Raw genomic sequence first — 17,527 nt, forward strand, 5'->3', positions numbered from 1 at the left:
AGGAGAGGATCAAGCGGTCAGGACTACAAAGCTGCTTCCGCCAATGCCAAGTGCTCGCACGGTGGGAGGGGGGCTTTGCCAGGCAGGAATCCAATTTGCGCAGGGCGCAGGTAACCGAAGGAACGCTTAGATGGTCCGTGTGACTCTGGAGTCACACTCTGACCTTATGGCTCGATTTAAGCAGCTGCATTTTTTGAGTGCAAGCGGGCATAAGTTTTTTTACCGATCAATAAGGCATAAGCCCTACGCTTTTCCATGTGCCCGATTACACTTCGTCGAACAGCCGATATGCAGACCCCTGCGGTCGGGATCGCCTTCCGGCAAATGGACTGACGCGCATGGACTCCCCTGCATACCAACTCCACGTTCTCCGCTTTGGACTTATCGCGTTATTGCTGAGTACTGGACTGTCGGCGGTGCATGCCGCCGAGCCGGCCCAACGCTATGGCTGTTCGCAGCCGATCCGCTTGGCTCTTTATAAAGACCAGATTTTCTATCGCGACGGGCAGGGCATCGACCCGTCAATGGTCGCCGAGTTGCAGCAACGTAGCGGTTGCGAGTTCGAGGTTGGCGTGTTGCCACGTAGTGAAATCTGGATGCGTCTGCAAGCCGGTACGCTGGATATGGCCACCAGCGGCATCGCTACACCGCAGCGCCGGGGTTTCGCGTTTTTCGTGCCCTACATGTATGTGCGCAACAAACTGATCCTGCCAGCTTCGTTGTCGACCGAGGTGCAAAGCCTGGAAGCCTTCGTCCGCCGCGACGATGCGCGGCTCGGCGTGGTGCGCGGCTATCGGCATGGCCCTTATCTGGAAAGTGGCGTGCGCATACTGCGCAGTGCCGGCCGAGTGGTGGAGTTTGCCGACGATGCGGCACGTTTTGCCGCCTTGCGCCGTGGCGAGGTCAGTGCCTTGATTGGTCACGATCTAAGTTTCAGCAGCTTACTGCCGGAAGATGAACAGTTGAATTACCGGATTATCGATGTGGTGCCCGGCCCGTCGATTCCCCATGGCTTGATTCTAACCCGCACGCATTTCAGCCCGGCACAGGCCGCCGAATGGTTGCGCTTGGTCGAAGCCATGCGTTTGCAGGGTCGTCTGGCCGACATCATGCGCGCCAATGCTTCGCCGGCTCTGGCGGACGAATTACTCAACAGCGGTTATCGCTACGATCTGGCCAAACAAGGAAGGCAGCCATGAACAACGCCGCTCGTGGCATTTCCCTGCAGATGTTGATCGCCTTGGCGATCATGCTGAGCACCTTGTTGCTCGGCAGCGGCCTGGCTTATCAGGGCTATCACGGTACCGAGGAGGCGCTGGTGACTGCCGCTGGTGACTACTCCCATCAGCTGAGCAATACCATCAATGAGCGGGCCCGGCGCTTGATCGATCCGGCGCAAAGTTCGATTCGTCTGTTGGCCTACGACCCGATCTCCCAAGCCAATAATCTGCCCGAACGGCTCGATCGTTTGCCGTTGCTGGTGGAGAGTCTGAACACTAACAAAATGCTCAGTGCGGTGTATGTCGGCTATCCGAATGGCGAATTTTTGTTGGTTCGAGTGTTGCGCAATGCCGAGTTGAAACAGCGGCTCAAAGCCCCGCAAGGCGCGGTGTTTCTGGTTCAGAGCATCAGCCTTGGCGAAGCCGGCGCGCTGCAGGGCGAATGGCGCTTTTACGATCGTGAGTTGGCGCTGCTGCATAGCGAGATGAAGCCGGACTATCACTTCGATCCGCGCAGTCGTCCCTGGTTTACCCGGGGCTTGGCTATCGCCAGCACGGTGCTGACGGAGCCCTATGTGTTCTTTACCACCCGTGAAATCGGCCTGACCCTGGCGCAGCGCAGCGTCGATGGTGCGGCGGTGCTGGGCATGGATGCGTCGGTCAACGACCTCGGCGGTGAGGTCGCGGATTTACGCATGACCCCTGGCACCGAAATGGCGGTGGTTGATGGCTCGGGCAAGGTGATTGCTTATCCCGACCTGCAGCGGGTGCTGGTCGAAGAGGGCAGCGGGTTGCGTCTGTCACGGCTCGACGAGTTGGGCGTGCCGAGCTTGAGCGAGCTGTTCGCCAGTCCGAACAAGGGCAGGGAGCCGCAACGCTACAAGGTGAACGGCAAAGACTGGTATGGCACGCGGGTGCCGCTGTCCTCCTTTGGCCAGCAAGATGTGAATGTCTTGATCGCGGTGCCGGCCGCCGAGTTGCTGGCCGGCGCGCGCAAGGTGTTGCTCGAGCAGGTGTTGTGGGCGAGTGCGTTGATCGCGCTGCTGTTGCTGATCGGCTGGGTTCTGGCCCGCCGCATCGCGCATCCGTTGCGCGCGCTGGCTGATCAGGTGCGCGGGCTGGCGGGGTTCGATTTCAGTCGGCCGGTGGGTGTGAAGTCGCGGGTTACCGAGGTGCGTGAGCTCAGTCATGTGCTGGGTAGCATGTCGCGCACCATCCACAACTTCCAGGCCATCACCCTGACGCTGAGCCGGGAAACGCGCCTGGATAACATGCTCGGTGGTGTACTCGGACGCTTGGTCGAGGCCACTGGGGTAAGTGGTGGGGCTGTCTATCTCTACGACGATGAGTCCGCCGCGCTGCATCTGGCGAGTCAATGCCAGGGTCAGGATTACCCCGCGGAACTGTGCATCGCCGCGCGCACTCATGAAGATCTGGCCGTCGCTGTGGCGCAGGCGCTGGAAAGCGATGCGCATTACCTGACGGTGCTGCTGAACGATCGCGGCGAGCAGTTGCTCGGCATCCTGGTCTTGCAGCTGGCCCCAGAACATGAGGCGCAGGGTGTGGTGCACCAGCCATTCCGGCAGTTCGTCGAGGAGCTGTCCGGTTCGGCCGCAGTAGCCATCGAAACGCGGCAATTGATCGAGGCCCAGCAACGCTTGCTGGATGCCATCATCAAGCTGCTCGCCGATGCCATCGATGCCAAGAGTCCGTATACCGGGGGGCATTGCGAGCGCGTGCCGCAGTTGGCGGAGATGCTCCTCGACAAAGCCATCGACGCTCGGGATGGACCTTACGCCGAGTTCGCCATGAACGAGGTCGAGCGTTATGAGTTTCGTGTCGCCGCCTGGCTGCACGACTGCGGCAAGATCACCAGTCCGGAATATGTGGTCGACAAGGCCACCAAGCTGGAAACCCTCTACAACCGCATCCACGAAGTGCGCACGCGCTTCGAAGTGCTCTGGCGCGATGCCGAGATCGACTACTGGCAGGCGCTGGCCGGCGGTGGCGATCAAGAAGCCTTGCAGTTGACCCTGGAACGCCGCCAAGCCGAGTTGCGCGACGAGTTTGCCTTCATCGCCACCGCCAATATCGGCGGTGAGTTCATGAAGGATGAGGATGTCGAACGCTTACAGCAGATTGGCGCGCGTCGCTGGTTACGGCACTTCGACAATCGCCTTGGGTTGTCCTACGACGAGGCCGAGCGCTTGGGGCGTGTGCCGGTGCAAAATCTGCCCGTGGAAGAGCAACTGCTGGCCGATCGAGCCGATCACGTGGTGCCTTGGGGCGAGCGCAAACCGCCGGTGGAAAAAGGCGATCCACGCAACCTGTGGGGCTTCGACATGCGCTTGCCGGCACAGGCCAACAACTATGGCGAGCTGTACAACCTGGGGATCCGTCGCGGCACGTTGAGCGAGGAAGAGCGCTTCAAGATCAACGAGCACATCGTGCAGACCATCATCATGCTCAGCACCTTGCCGTTGCCGCGACAGCTCAAGCGGGTGCCGACCATCGCCGGCAATCACCACGAGAAGATGGATGGCACCGGCTACCCGCGCCGGCTCAGTCAGGACGATATGAGCATCGCCGAGCGGGTGATGGCGATTGCTGACATCTTCGAGGCGCTGACGGCCGCCGACCGGCCATACAAGGCGCCGAAAACGCTCACCGAATCGCTGAAGATTCTCACCTTCATGGCCCGTGACCGGCATATCGATGCGGACTTGTACCGTCTGTTTTTGACGCGCGGCGTCTATCGCGAATACGGGGAGAAATTCCTTAGCCGCGAACAACTCGACGAGGTGAATATCCAGGTGTACCTGGACATGCTCGATAGCCCGCGGTGAGAGGCGGGGGGAATCCTGATAGTTCTCCCCCGCTGATCGCCGGACCGCAAGGCGCGCTCGGGCAGGCCTCGCTTACTTAAGTTACTTGCTGGCGACCGTGGTATCGCTCAGTGGGCAGCTTTGCGCAGTGAGGAAGCGCGACTTTTTCAGCCAGTCCTTTTGCGGGTAGTAGGCGAACACATAGCTGCCTTGCTGCAGGGTATTGATCAGCTTGCCGGCGATTGCCGGACGTACCGCCGGGCAGCCTTGGCTACGACCCAGACGGCCGAGGCCAGGTACGACTTTGGGGTCGGCATAGGCGGCCGAATGCATGACGATGGCGCGCGACATGCTGTTGTCGTTAAAGCCCGGCTCCAAACCTTGCAGGCGCAGGGAACGACCGTGTTTACCGCTGTAGGTCTGGCCGGTATGGAACAAGCCGATGGACGACTGGTAGCTGTTCGGCACGTTGGAGAACGAGGTGGGGACATCAGCGCCACTGTTCTTGCCATGCGCTACCCACTCTTCGAACAGCAGCTTCTTGGTCCGCAGATCGAACACCCACAGGCGCTTATCGCGCGACGGTTTCGAATAGTCGATCACGGTCAGTAACTTTTCTGTCTGGTTCTGGCTCGCACACTGATAGGCAGTGAGCGCCAAGCGCAGCGTAGAGAGGCTGGCGTCGGGCGCCAGGCGTTGCAGTTCGGCTGCACTTGGCAGGCTCTGGGCGTATGTGTGCTGCAAGGCGCCAGCCAGAAAAATGGCCAGACTGCCCGCACTAAGCCGCAAGGCTCCCCCCAATCGGTCAAACATCGACATTGGCTATCCCGTTTGTTCTTAATGGTCTCGATCCCTGTTTCCGGATCGCTTTGTAAAGTCGTTATGGTTATGAAAAACGTCGGCATTGTGATCGAAAACCGTACAGCTGCCGATCACTTTTTGACCGGTGGTTCTTTCGGCGCATCAGTCTCGCTGGCGATGACCGTGAAATTTGTGTCGCTGCGCGTGTCCTGGGTAGAGGCCAAATCGGTGATGACCAGCGTGGTGCCGACATCCATTGCGGCATGCAGCTGCTGGAGAAAAACCGGATTGACGCTGAGGCCGCCGAGTTGCGTCTGCGGGGTCTGGCCATACTCTGGATTGCTTTCCAGAACCACCGACCAATGCAGGGTTGGCACCGGATCGGAGCCGGTGGTGGTGGGTTTGGCGAGTAACGAGAACACCGCCATGCCGCTGCGCTGCTGATTGGGGGCCTGCGATACAACAGGCGCCGAGCCAATCGCCTGGCCACCGCGGAACACATAGATGCGCGAGTCCGCACGGCTGATCAAAATCGACAGCGGACCGGCCTGTGGAGCGGGATCGTTCCAGTACATCTGATTGCTCGGCACCAAGGTTCCCTGCGCTTTGCCATCGCTGACTACCGGCGCCAACAAGCCGGGATGGTAGACCTCGACCGGCGCACTATGGGTATCGGAAACGATTACTGTGGTCGAACTGAAACCGGTGGTTTTGAAGAGCTCCTTGGCAAACTCCTTGGGCAGCCGCACGCAACCGTGTGAAGCCGGATAACCGGGCAAATTACCGGCGTGCAGGGCGATGCCGTCCCAGGTGAGGCGCTGCATGTAGGGCATCGGCGCGCTGTTGTAGAGGTCGGAGTGGTGGTTGACGCTCTTCTGCAGAATGCTGAAGACCCCGGTCGGCGTTTCCCGCCCAGGTTTGCCACTGCTCACAGTACTGACGCCGATGGCGATGCCGTTACGGTACACATAGGCGCGCTGCTCGGTGAGGCTGACCACCACGGTCACCGGGCCACGTGGCGAGACTTGCGGATACCAGAGAAACTGGCCGGGCTTGAGTGTATCCAGCCGAGCGCGTAACTCGGCCGACGTCGGCGCCTTGAGCGGCATGGCAGAGACCAGAAAACTGGCAGTGAGCAGGCAGATGGCGATCAATAGGGCTTTCATCGAACCTTCCAGAAACGGATGTTGCGCTCAGCTTAGCCGGCGACTTTGCTTTGCGGCAATCGGGGAGGGCTCAAGGACGGGCGTTAACAGGCCGTTGAAAAACTACTGCGCTCGGCTATACCGCGTTGAAATCAGGCTCAAAATGCTCATTTACCACTCGTAAACTGCGCTTTTTCGCCTGATTTATTCGCTGGCGCTCACCCTTCGGGCCAGCCTGCGGCTGTTACTCCCGTTGGTCGTTGCGCCTTGTCTAGCCTTCGCTCGCTACGTTTTTCAACGGCCTGTTAAAGGCTATCGAGCTCCGTTTGGCTTAGTGCCCGGTAAGCCCCTTCGGGCAGATCGCCGAGTGCCAGACTGCCCATGCGCTCACGGTGCAGGCGCACGACCTTGTTCTGGAAATGCCCGAACATACGCTTGACCTGATGGTAGCGGCCTTCGTAAAGAGTCAGCCGCGCGCTGTGGCTGCCGAGAGTTTCCAGGCCGGCCGGCAAGGTGGTGAGGTTTTCATAGGCGAAATACAGACCGGCGGCGAAGACCTCGGCGTACTCGGCGCCGATCGGTTGTTCGGTCTCGACGTAGTAGACCTTGGCCAGCTTGGTCTGCGGCAGGGTAATACGCCGTGACCAGAGGCCATCGTTGGTGATCAGCAGCAGTCCGGTGGTGTTCAGATCCAGGCGGCCGGCCAGATGCAGTTCATGCTTGTCCGGCTCGTCGAGCAGATCGAGCACCGTGCGGTGTTGCGGATGCTCGGTAGCGCTGACCACGCCGGCAGGCTTATGCAGCAGAAAATAGCGCGCCGCTTTGCCAGCCTGGATGACCTCGCCATCGAGTTCGATGCGGCTGAATTCGCGGACCTCCAGCCTACCGTCGCTGATCGAAGCGCCATCCACTCGGACCCGTCCGGCCGCGAGGGCCAGGCGGGCTTCGCGGCGATTGCCATGGGGCAGGTTGCCGAGTAGGCGATCCAGGCGCATTAGTTCGCGGGCTCGGCTGGCAGCAGTTGGGCGCAACGTGGACACAGGCAGGCACGTCGGCGCAGCTCGGGGGCAATACGTTCCAGCGCCTGCGGGTCGATGGCCGTGCTGAAGCACCAGCAGTCTTCGCCCTTACGTGCCGGGTCAGCTTGGGTGCAGGAATTGGCTTGGCCGCACAGCGGGCAGCGGTTTGGGTCGACGGTGTTCATGGCGGTGGCGCGGCGTGGGGGAAGGGGGCAGCGTGAAGCGCTTGCGTGCCGGATGCAACCGGCACGCTGTGAACGGTCAACAGGCCGTTGAAAAACGTAGCGAGCGAAGGCTAGACAAGGCGCAACGACCAACGGGAGTAACAGCCGCAGGCTGGCCCGAAGGGTAAGCGCCAGCGAATAAATCAGGCGAAAAAGCGCAGTTTACGAGTGGTAAATGAGCATTTTGAGCCTGATTTCAACGCGGTATAGCCGAGCGCAGTAGTTTTTCAACGACTTGTCAGATGCCCTTGGGCTCGACGCAGACCTGATTGCGGCCGGATTGCTTGGCGCGGTACATCGCGTGGTCGGCGCGCATCAGCAGATTGTGCAAGCTGTCGTCGGCGCGCTGCTCGGCCACGCCGATGCTGATCTCGATGCGCAGCTCTTTGCCGGCGAAGGGATAACGGCTGGTGGTGGTTTGCATGCGTAGTTTCTCGGCCAAGGCATAGGCGGCCTGGCTGTCGGTACCCTTGAGCAACACGACGAATTCCTCGCCACCCCAGCGGCAGAGGATGTCCGATTTGCGCAAGCTGTCGCGTAATTCGCTGGCAAAACCCTTGAGCACCTGATCGCCTGCCAGATGGCCATGGGTGTCGTTGAGCGCCTTGAAGTGGTCAATATCGATCATCAGCGCGCTCAGCGGGCTCCGCTCGCGCTGACTTTCTTGCAACGCCTGGGCGGCAAGCAGGTTGAAGCCGCGCCGGTTGGGCAGATCGGTGAGCACATCGGTAGTCGCCAGGGCTTCGATATGGCGCTGATGGCGGCGGAGCATCAGGCCGACCAGCGTCAACACTACGGCAGTGATCAGCAGGCAGATCAGCAAGTTGAGATAAAGGCTCTGCCGAATCCCGGCCAGCGCACTGCGGTCGTGTTTGTCGACGAACAGGTACCAATCCAGCTCGGGGATGTAGCGCACGTTGAGGTAGTGGCCATTGTCATGTTCGCGGTATTCGAAGCTGCCGCTCTGGGGTTTGGGCAGTTTGTCCATCAAGTCGTTGAGGCCATCGATGTCCTGCAACATCTGGCCGGCACGCGCACCGAACGGGCCGCCCTGCGCGCCAGTGAGCATGAGCTTGCCGTTAGTATCGACGAAATACACGCTGCGCTCGTACTTGAGTTGGTACTGGTCGATCAGCTTGACCACTTCGTCGACCGTCAGGCCGACGCCGGTGGCGCCGATGAAGTTGCCGCTGTAATCGAGCACCTGATAATTGATGAAGAACGTCAAGCGATCCTGGTTGGCCATGTCCGGATCGAAGTTGATCTCGTACGGCGTCTGCATATCGCGCACGCGGAAGTACCAGGCATCGCGCGGCTCGTCTTCGCTCACCTGCTTGAGCACGCCCTTGGCCTGGTAGTAGGTCCTGGTTTTTTCCGAAATGAAAAAGCTGGTAAAGGCGCCGTAGTGTTCCTGCACTTCCAGCAGGTAGCGGGTCAGCTGGCCGACGTCCTTCTCGCCACCTATCACCCAATCACGCACGAACGTGTCGCGACTCATCATCGAGGAGATCAGAACCGGGCGGATCAAGTCCTTCTGGATCTCCGAGTAAACGGTGTCGGAGGTTAGCGGCAATTCGGTGTAAATAATGCTGTTGCGGATCGCGTCGTGCGAGGCGTAGTAGCTGGCCAGAGAGGTGGCGAGGAAGCCGCAGACCAGCAGGATAAACAGCAGCACGAGCAACGTAAGCCGGGAATGTTTGAGCGAGCGCTGTAGCATGAATTGATCCAAGGATTGGCGATGGCGCAATGCTAGCGCGGTTCATCGGCGAGCACCAAGGCCCCTATCTAGTGGCGGCTGGGCCGGGCAGGCATACTCGAGCAACATCTATCAGGGGAGCGGCCCATGTCGAACAGCCAGGAAGCTTGGCGCCGAGCGTTGCTGAGCCAACAGCTGCAGGGCCATCGTTATTTGCGTTTCAGTCCGCCACTGGAAGCGGTGTATGACGAATACCGCCGCCAGCGCTTGACCAACCGTAACCGGCGCCTGCTCTACGCGATAGCCGGGCCGCTGTTCATCGGCGCGCTGATCGGCCTGGACTTTCTCTCACTGCCCAACGAGGTGGCGCTGGAGATCTTGCCGCTGCGTCTGCTGGGAGTCTTGTTCATGTTGTTGGCCGCCGTCTATTGCCATCTGCGCAGGGATCGACCAGACAGTGTGGAGCTGGGCTATTTGCTCGGCTACCTGACCTATGGCCTGACGCTGGTGGCGATTGCCCGCGTGGGTGCCCAGCATGGCGTGGGGTTCTTCGTGGACGGCTTGCTGCTCTTGCTGATGCTGGCCTACATGGGGTGGCAATTGTCGTTCCGCCAGATCATTCGCGCGTCCTGGGCATTGAGCATCCTGTATGTGGTGTTCGGTTTGATGCCTGCGGGATTGGACGATAGCGGGTTTGAATTCCGGATCACCTCCTTGCTGTGCATCACCATCATCGGTTTTTTCAGTGTCTATCGGCGCGATCATGGCCGACGTACCACCTGGCTGCGCTTCGAGTTGCTCGATATCGCTCGCAAGCGCGAGGAGGAAGATGCACGGCGCATGCGCTTGCTGGCAGCTGCCGGCCATGACCTGCGTCAGCCGCTGAACGCCATGGGGCTGTATGCCCAGCACCTGCAGGAGCGCGCCGCCGATGACGAGGTGCGCGATATCAGTCAGCGTCTGTCGGCCTCGGTCAAGCAGCTCGGTCATCTGCTGCAATCGCTGCTCGATTACACCAGTCTGAGTCTGCCCGGCGTGGTGCAGGCCCAGCCGCAACCGGTGGCCTTGCAGCCGTTGCTCCAGCGTCTCGCCGCCGAGTCCGAGCCCCTGGCACGCAAGCAAGGCGTAATGCTGAGCCTGATAGCTAACGATGACCTGTGGACGCACAGCGATCCCCTGCTGCTCGAACGCATCGTCCGCAATTTGCTTACCAATGCCCTGCGACATGCCGGCGCCGCCCAAGTCTGGCTACGGCTGGAGGCTCAGGGTGAGCGCTTGCGCCTTGAGATTGGCGATGATGGCCGTGGATTTACCGTGGAGCAGCAGCGGCAAGCCTTCGACGAATTTCAGCAATTCGCACCGTCGCAACCCAGCGTCGAGCGCGGTCTGGGACTTGGTCTGGCTATCGTCCGACAACTGGCCGAACTGCTCGGTCACCAGCTGACATTGACCTCGGAGCCGGGCAAGGGCGCGCAGTTCAAGCTGATCCTGCAGCCCTGTGCGGCGCTGGTTACCCAGGCGCCCGTGGCCGTGCCGGCCGCCGCGAGACTCGAAGGTCGCGTGCTATTGGTCGAGGATGATGCGGCCAGCCGCGAGGCGTTGAGTGGGTTGCTGACGCGCTGGGGCTGTGAGGTGTGCGCGTGTGCGTCGCTGGCCGAGGCGCTCGAGCGCTTGCCACAGGTGCAGCCACAACTGTTGATCAGCGATTACCGGCTGGATGGTCCAGAGAATGGCTTGCAGGTTATCGAGTTACTGCGTGAGCGGGCCGTAGAGATGTTGCCCGCTGTGCTGATCACTGCCGATGTCGGCACCAATCTGGCCGATCGTTGCGCCTTGGCGCATGTCACTTTGTTCGGCAAACCGATTTTGCCGGTGCGTTTGCTGCAGACCTTGGCCGTACTCCTGGGCCAACGGCAGGTTAGGGCCTGTTAACGCTACTGACACGGCCGCGCCGGAGCCTGTTTTTGCGCGAGGCAAGGCGCGAGATGCAAGGTTTGGCATTCCAAATGAGCATCGAGAAACGCAGCATCGCGCAAAAACAGGCCCGTCCCCCAGGGTTGCGCGGGAAATGGCCCCCGCTGTCGTTGCAGGACTTGCCAAGGGAATGACCATTGCCTGCGTCCTGCGCCTAACCGGGGGCCATTTCTCGCTGCAACGCGGCTCGCGTCAGTAGCGTTAACAGGCCCTAAAACAGGCCCAGCTGCCGTGCCGCATTGACGCAGGCGGTGCGGTTACTGACGCCCAGCTCTTGAAACAACACCTTGAGGTGGAATTTCACGGTGTCCTGGCTGATGTGCAGGCGCCGGCTGATCAGCTTGTTCGGTAGCCCTTCGACCAGCAGGAAAAGGATATCCAGCTGGCGTTGGGTCAGGTGACAGCTAGCCGGTCTTGTCGTACTTGGCAGCGTTTCGCCGAGCAGCACACGGCTAACCGATTGGCGCAATTCGTCAGCATCGCAATTCTTCGAGATAAACCCCCGCGCGCCGGCCGCATAAGCGGCTTGGGCGTCATGGTTCGAGTCGCTGGCGCTGAGGATTGCGACCGGGGTCAGCAGACCCTCCTGTTGCCAATTGCGCAGTAGGTCCAGCCCCGACCCATCCGGCAGGCGCAGGTCGAGAAGGATCAAATCGAAATCCTGTGTGCCGACCAGTTGCCGGGCTTCCTCCGCGCTACGTGCCTTATGGATCTGCAAGCCCGGACTGAGGGGGTTGAGTACCAGGCTCAAACCGTCCAGCAGCAGACTGTGATCGTCTACCAGGAGGAGGGAAAGGTGCTCGGGGATATCGGTGAAAAGCGCGGTCATGGGGCAAGTATTCCGTGCAGCATCATCGGGATATCGGCAGCTTAGCTCCCAGCGGTGTGCTAGGAAATGCCGTGCGATCTGATCGACTGACGGCATTGCCTGGTTGCCTTTAATGGTGCCGGGCGAGATAGGTTCGCCAACCACTCAGATGGGTAATATTCACTGCTCCTTCCAGCCCATACGGCTCGCAAATGAAGCCGGTTTCCCAGCGGCCGTCGGCCAACTGCACCTTGCCGAGGCCCAGCGGTGCCGGGATGCCGGTGAGGAACGAGCCGAGTTCGCTGCTCGGCAGCTCCCAGACTTCCACCTCGATGGCCGCGCCGCCTTCCGCCACGCGAACCATGCCGGGACGCAACGGCGGGCCGCCGGCCAGGGCGTACAGCTGGTAGTCCGCCGAGCTGTGCGTCGCCTCGATCAGACGTCCGCCGCGCTGCTTGAGCTGCCAGTTGAGCGGCAGGCCGTTGAGGTGCGCGCCACAGACCACCAGCCGGGCCATGTCGCTGCGCGCGGCAGTCGTCGGAGCGGCGAGTTGCAGGGCGCGCACGCCGCTGAGCGGCAGGCCGGTGTGACGCTGCAGCGCATCGGCCAGGCCGAGCAGGTACTGGTCGGTGAAGGCGCGGCCGAACAGGGTCACGCCCCAGGGCAGGCCGTTGGCCATAAAGCCCGCCGGCACGGCGACGGCGGCGTAGTCGAGCATGTTCATGAAGTTGGTGTAGTAGCCGAGGTCGGAGTTGCGCTTGACCGGTTCGGCGGCCAGCTCGGCCAGGGTCACCGGGCGCGGGTAGGCCGGGGTGAGCACGCAGTCGAGGCCCTTGAGGATGTCGTCACAGCTCGCCTTGAGCGCCTGCAGGCGGTACAGGGCGCGGAAGGTGTCGACGCCGCTGACGCCCGGCGCCTTCTCCAGCACGGCGCGGATCACTGGCAGCACGGCGTCGGGCTGCTGTTCGATCAGCGCGCCGGCGAGGCTGTAGCGCTCGGCCACCCAGGGGCCTTCGTAGAGCAGGCACGCGGCTTCGAGGAAGGGCGCGAAATCAATTTCCACCGCCTCGCCGCCGAGCGCCTTGAGCTGCTCGATGCTTGCGGCGAACAGCGCCGGGCTTTCCGCGCAGCCGAGGAACTCCAGCTGCTCGGGCACGCCGAAACGGAAACCGGGGCGTGGCGCGCCGAAGGCGCTGGCGTCGTTCCACAGCGGGTTGGCGCGGCTGTATGCGTCGCGCGGGTCACGCTTGGCGGTCAACGCCAGCAGCTGGCTGGCCTCGCGCGCGGTGGCGGTGAAGTAGGTGATGCAATCGAGGGTGCGGCAGGCCGGCACCAGCCCGGTGGTGGATATCAGCCCCTTGGTGGCTTTCAGACCGACCAGGTTGTTCAGCGCCGCCGGCACGCGGCCGGAGCCGGCGGTGTCGGTGCCCAGAGCGAAACTGGCGACGCCGAGCGCCACCGCCAGCGACGAACCGGAGCTGGAGCCGCCGGACGGATATTCCGGCAGCACCGAGTTCGGGCAGGCGCCGTAGGGCGAGCGGGTGCCGTTGAGGCCGGTGGCGAACTGGTCGAGGTTGGTCTTGCCCAGCGGCACGGCGCCGAGAGCGATCAACTGGGCGACCAGGGTGGCGCTGCTGTCCGGGGTGTAGGTGAAGGCCGGGCAGGCGGCCGTGGTCGGCACGCCGGCCAGGTCGATATTGTCCTTGATGGCGAACGGCACGCCGTACAGCGGCAGGCTGTCCGGGCTCTGGCTGTCGAGGGCGGTCAGGTAAGGCTCCAACTCCGCGACGCTGAGCAGGTGGATAAACAGGTGATAGTCCGGGTTGAGCGCGGCGGCCTGCTCGCGCAGCGCGGTGATCAGCTGGCGCGGGGTGGTTTGGCCTTCGCGGTAGGCGGCTTTCAGGGCGTCCAGGCGTAGATCGAATTGGTGTTGCATAGTCAGCTTCCTTTCGTAGGGTGGGTTAGCCGCGTAGCGGCGTAACCCACCATCGATGCAATGGGCATAACAGATGGGCCGGCCTCGCGGTCGGTCGGTGGGTTACGGCCTGCGGCCTAACCCACCCTACGGGTGCCCTGTCTCAGGCTTCCTCGAGTACCACCACCCGCTGCCCGGCACGCACCGGTGAGCCGGGTTGCACGCGGACTTCGCGGACCACGCCGTCGCGTGGGGCGGTGAGGGGGATTTCCATCTTCATCGACTCGAGGATCACCAGTACGTCGCCGGCCTTCACTTCGCAGCCGGCCTCGACCTGCACCTGCCAGAGGTTGCCGGCGATGTGGCTTTCGATGGCGTGCTGGCCAGCGCCGAGCGGGGTGTCCTCGCCGAGCTCGACGACCGCTTCCTCGCTGTCGAAATGCGCCTGGCCGGAAGCGATCCAGCGTTCGCGCTCGGCGTTGAACGCCGCCTGCTGCTGGCCGCGGAAGGCGGCGATGCCCTCGGCTTCCTCATTGAGGAACTGCTGGTAGTCGGCCAGCGCCAGTTCGCTGTGCTCGATGCGCAAGTCATAGCGGCCGAGCGGGAAGTCGCGGCGGATCTGCAGCAGTTCGGAGGCAGACACCGGGTAGAAACGGATCTGGTCGAAGAAGCGCAGCAGCCACGGCTTGCCGTCGAACGCGGCGACCGCGCGGTAACGGTTCCACATCTGCAGGGTGCGGCCGACAAACTGGTAGCCGCCGGGGCCCTCCATGCCGTACACGCACATGTAGGCGCCGCCGATGCCCACCGAGTTCTCCGCGGTCCAGGTGCGGGCCGGGTTGTACTTGGTGGTCACCAGGCGATGGCGCGGGTCCAGCGGCGTGGCGACTGGCGCGCCGAGGTAGACGTCACCGAGGCCCATCACCAGATAACTGGCGTCGAACACCGTGCGGTACACCTCGTCGAGGTTCGGCAGGTCGTTGATGCGGCGGATGAACTCCAGGTTGCTCGGGCACCAGGGCGCGTCCTTGCGCACCGTGGTCATGTATTTCTCGATGGCCAATTGGCAGGCCGGGTCGTCCCAGGACAGCGGCAGGTAGACGATGCGCGACGGCACCTTGAGGTCCTGGGCGTTGCACACCGCGCCCCAGACGCCGGCGACGGTGTCGAGCAGCTGTTGCAGCGGCAGGGTTTCCGGCTGGTAGTGCACCTGCAGCGAGCGGATGCCGGGGGTCAGGTCGATCACCCCGGCGATCTGCTTGGCTTCCAGGGCCTGCATCAGCGCGTGGCCGCGGAAGCGCAGGACCAGATCGAGCTCCGGCTGGCCGATTTCCAGCAGCAGGTGGGTGTCGCCGGAGAGGCGGGCGACCAGGTGCTTATCGGCTTCACCGAGGTCCAGAACGATGGGGCTTTGTAGCCCGGATGAAATCCGGGAAGCCGGCGACGCATCCGCCCCGGATTGCATCCGGGCTACGAGGTTCCGCGTCTCTTCCTGACGCAGCTTCGCCAGCTCGCGCGCCGTGGTGATCTCCACCGGCAAGAAGCGCACCTTGTCGCCGGCCTTGAGCTGGCCGAGTTGCCACAGGTCGGCCTCGATTGTGGTCACCGGGCAGACGAAGCCGCCGAGGCTCGGGCCGTCCGGGCCGAGGATCACCGGCATGTCGCCGGTGAAGTCCACCGCGCCGATGGCGTAGGGGTTGTCGTGGATGTTCGATGGGTGCAGGCCGGCCTCGCCGCCGCTTTCACGCACCCATTCCGGTTTCGGCCCGATCAGCCGCACGCCGGTGCGGCTGGAGTTGAAGTGCACTTCCCAGGCGGTGGCGAAGAAGGTCTCGATGTAGGCCGGGGTGAAGTATTCCGGGGCGCCGTGTGGGCCGTAGATCACGCGGATCTCGCGGACTGCCGGCAGCACGTCGTAGAGCTCAGCGGGCAGGCTGGCGCCGGCCTCGCGGTCGTCGAGTGCTGGGATATGCAGCACATCGCCGGCGCGCAGCGCGCGGCCGCCGTGGCCGCCGAACTGGCCGAGGGTGAAGGTGCTCTTCGAACCGAGGTAATCCGGCACCTGCAGGCCGCCGCGCAGACTGAGGTAGGCGCGCGCGCCGCTGCCGGCGATGGTGCCGAGACTGAGGGTGCTGCCGGCCTTGACCAGCAGCGCGGTGTTCAGCGGCTGGGCGACGCCATCCAGGCTCAGCGGAATCGCCGCGCCAGTGACCGCGATCACCGCGTCAGTGTTGAAGCGCAGGCTTGGCCCGCTCATGGTGATTTCCAGGCCGGCGGCGCCTTCCGCATTACCCAGCAGGCGGTTGCCCAGGCGCAGCGCGCGGTCGTCCATCGGTCCCGACGGCGGCACGCCAACTGCCCAGTAGCCGAGGCGGCCGGGGAAGTCCTGCACGGTGGTCTGGGTGCCGGCGGACAGCACTTCGAAGGTATCGGCTTTATAGATCAAGCCTTCCAGGCAGCGGGTCCACGGCGAGCCGCTGGCGAACGGCGCGTCGACCAGAATCTGCCGCAGGTAATCGCGGTTGGACTCCACGCCGTACAGAATGGAATCGGCCAGCGCCTGGCTCAGCGCTGCGCTGGCCTCGGCACGGCTCGGCGCCCAGGCGATCAGCTTGGCGATCATTGGGTCGAAGTAGGGCGGAATCTCGCAACCGGCTTCGACCCAGGTGTCGATGCGCAGCGCTTTGCCGTCGGCCTTGGGAAATTCGACGGCAGTGAGCAGGCCGGGGCTCGGCTGGAAGTCGCGGCCCGGGTCTTCGGCGTACAGGCGCGCCTGAATCGCGTGGCCGCTGGGCTTCAGGCCCTTGGCCAGCTCGCTGAGCGGGGCCAGGTCACCGGCCGCCAGTTCGATCATCCAGCGCACCAGGTCGACACTCCACACCTGTTCGGTGACGCCGTGCTCGACCTGCAGGCGGGTGTTCACTTCGAGGAAGTAGAAGCGCTCGGCCTCGCTGTCGTAGACGAACTCGACGGTGCCGGCGCTGCGATAGCTGACCGCTTTGGCCAGCTTGATCGCCGCTGCGCACAACTCGTCGGCCATACCGGCCGGCAGATTGGTCGCCGGGGTCTCTTCCAGGACTTTCTGGTTGCGCCGCTGCACCGAGCAGTCGCGTACGCCGAGGGCCAGCACCTCGCCTTGGCCGTCGCCGAACACCTGCACTTCCAGATGGCGGGCGCGCTGGATGTATTTCTCGATGAATACGCCGGAGTCGCTGAAGTTGTTCTGCCCGAGACGCTTGACGGTTTCAAAGGCGTCGGACAGCTCTTCCGCACTGCGGCATACACGCATGCCGATGCCGCCGCCGCCGGCGGTGCTTTTCAGCATGACCGGGTAGCCCACTTGATCGCCGGCGATCAGCGCGGCGTCGAGGTTTTCCAGCAGCTCGGTGCCTTCCAGCATCGGCACGCCGTGCTGCTTGGCCAGTGCGCGGGCGGTGTGCTTGAGGCCGAACACGCGCAGTTGCTCGGGTGTCGGGCCGACGAAGGCGATGCCGGCGGCTTCGCAGGCTTCGGCAAAGGCGGCGTTCTCGGAGAGGAAGCCGTAGCCGGGGTGAATCGCGGTGGCACCGGTCTGCTTGGCCACGGCGAGGATCTTGTCGACCACCAGATAGGTGCCGGCGGCCGGGCCTTCGCCGAGGCTGTGCGCTTCGTCGGCCTGCTGGATGTGCAGGCTGGCGGCGTCGGCCTCGGAGTACACGGCGACGCCTTTGACGTCGAGCGCGCGCAGGGTGCGCAGGATGCGGCAGGCAATGGCGCCGCGGTTGGCGATCAGGAGTTTGTTGAACATTGCAGAACCCTCGAAAGGGATGACGGGCCGTCCCGTCTTATTCGTCTGCACCACGGTCGTCCGTGGCTGAATTTTTTTGCCGGCTCCCGGATTGCATCCGGGCTACCGGGCTG

General features: G+C 63.0%; 11 protein-coding genes. 3 read left to right on the top strand and 8 right to left on the bottom strand.

The window, feature by feature from the left end; genetic code table 11:
* The first annotated feature begins 338 nt into the window (after positions 1–338).
* Positions 339–1,199, top strand: coding sequence for an ABC transporter substrate-binding protein (locus tag NVV93_RS04920; RefSeq protein WP_258253329.1), 861 nt, complete (start codon positions 339–341; stop codon positions 1,197–1,199).
* Positions 1,196–4,066, top strand: a complete 2,871-nt coding sequence (locus NVV93_RS04925; RefSeq protein WP_258253330.1) for an HD domain-containing phosphohydrolase — start codon at positions 1,196–1,198, stop codon at positions 4,064–4,066. Before NVV93_RS04920 ends, NVV93_RS04925 begins: the two co-directional genes overlap by 4 nt.
* A gap of 81 nt (positions 4,067–4,147) precedes the next feature.
* Here the strand turns inward: NVV93_RS04925 and NVV93_RS04930 are convergent, their stop codons facing one another.
* The 5 genes from NVV93_RS04930 to NVV93_RS04950 form a co-directional block, all read right to left on the bottom strand.
* Positions 4,148–4,864, bottom strand: a complete 717-nt coding sequence (locus tag NVV93_RS04930; protein WP_258253331.1) for a murein L,D-transpeptidase catalytic domain family protein — start codon at positions 4,862–4,864, stop codon at positions 4,148–4,150.
* A 113-nt stretch (positions 4,865–4,977) separates the two neighbouring features.
* A complete protein-coding gene (locus NVV93_RS04935; RefSeq protein WP_375162906.1) occupies positions 4,978–6,012 on the bottom strand; it encodes a L,D-transpeptidase in 1,035 nt (344 codons plus the stop codon).
* A gap of 284 nt (positions 6,013–6,296) precedes the next feature.
* Positions 6,297–6,986 carry a pseudouridine synthase gene (locus NVV93_RS04940; RefSeq protein WP_258253332.1) on the bottom strand — a complete coding sequence of 230 codons (690 nt, stop codon included), beginning with the start codon at positions 6,984–6,986 and terminating at the stop codon, positions 6,297–6,299.
* On the bottom strand, positions 6,986–7,195 hold the full coding sequence (locus NVV93_RS04945) for a cysteine-rich CWC family protein (protein ID WP_258253333.1): 210 nt from the start codon (positions 7,193–7,195) through the stop codon (positions 6,986–6,988). Before NVV93_RS04945 ends, NVV93_RS04940 begins: the two co-directional genes overlap by 1 nt.
* A gap of 277 nt (positions 7,196–7,472) precedes the next feature.
* Positions 7,473–8,951, bottom strand: coding sequence for a sensor domain-containing diguanylate cyclase (locus tag NVV93_RS04950; protein ID WP_258253334.1), 1,479 nt, complete (start codon positions 8,949–8,951; stop codon positions 7,473–7,475).
* 126 nt (positions 8,952–9,077) lie between these two features.
* Between NVV93_RS04950 and NVV93_RS04955 the strand changes: the two genes are divergently transcribed.
* Entirely contained in the window at positions 9,078–10,862 is a 1,785-nt protein-coding gene (locus NVV93_RS04955; RefSeq protein ID WP_258253335.1) for a hybrid sensor histidine kinase/response regulator, read from the top strand.
* Positions 10,863–11,115: 253 nt separating this feature from the next.
* Here NVV93_RS04955 and NVV93_RS04960 read toward each other — a convergent pair whose 3' ends face one another.
* The 3 genes from NVV93_RS04960 to uca form a co-directional block, all read right to left on the bottom strand.
* Positions 11,116–11,733, bottom strand: a complete 618-nt coding sequence (locus tag NVV93_RS04960) for a response regulator transcription factor (RefSeq protein ID WP_258253336.1) — start codon at positions 11,731–11,733, stop codon at positions 11,116–11,118.
* Positions 11,734–11,842: 109 nt separating this feature from the next.
* On the bottom strand, positions 11,843–13,648 hold the full coding sequence (gene atzF, locus NVV93_RS04965; protein ID WP_258253337.1) for an allophanate hydrolase: 1,806 nt from the start codon (positions 13,646–13,648) through the stop codon (positions 11,843–11,845).
* Positions 13,649–13,790: 142 nt separating this feature from the next.
* On the bottom strand, positions 13,791–17,414 hold the full coding sequence (gene uca, locus NVV93_RS04970; protein ID WP_258253338.1) for an urea carboxylase: 3,624 nt from the start codon (positions 17,412–17,414) through the stop codon (positions 13,791–13,793).
* Positions 17,415–17,527 lie beyond the last annotated feature (113 nt).

It is taken from the genome of Pseudomonas sp. LS44, from assembly GCF_024730785.1.
Lineage (GTDB): Bacteria > Pseudomonadota > Gammaproteobacteria > Pseudomonadales > Pseudomonadaceae > Aquipseudomonas.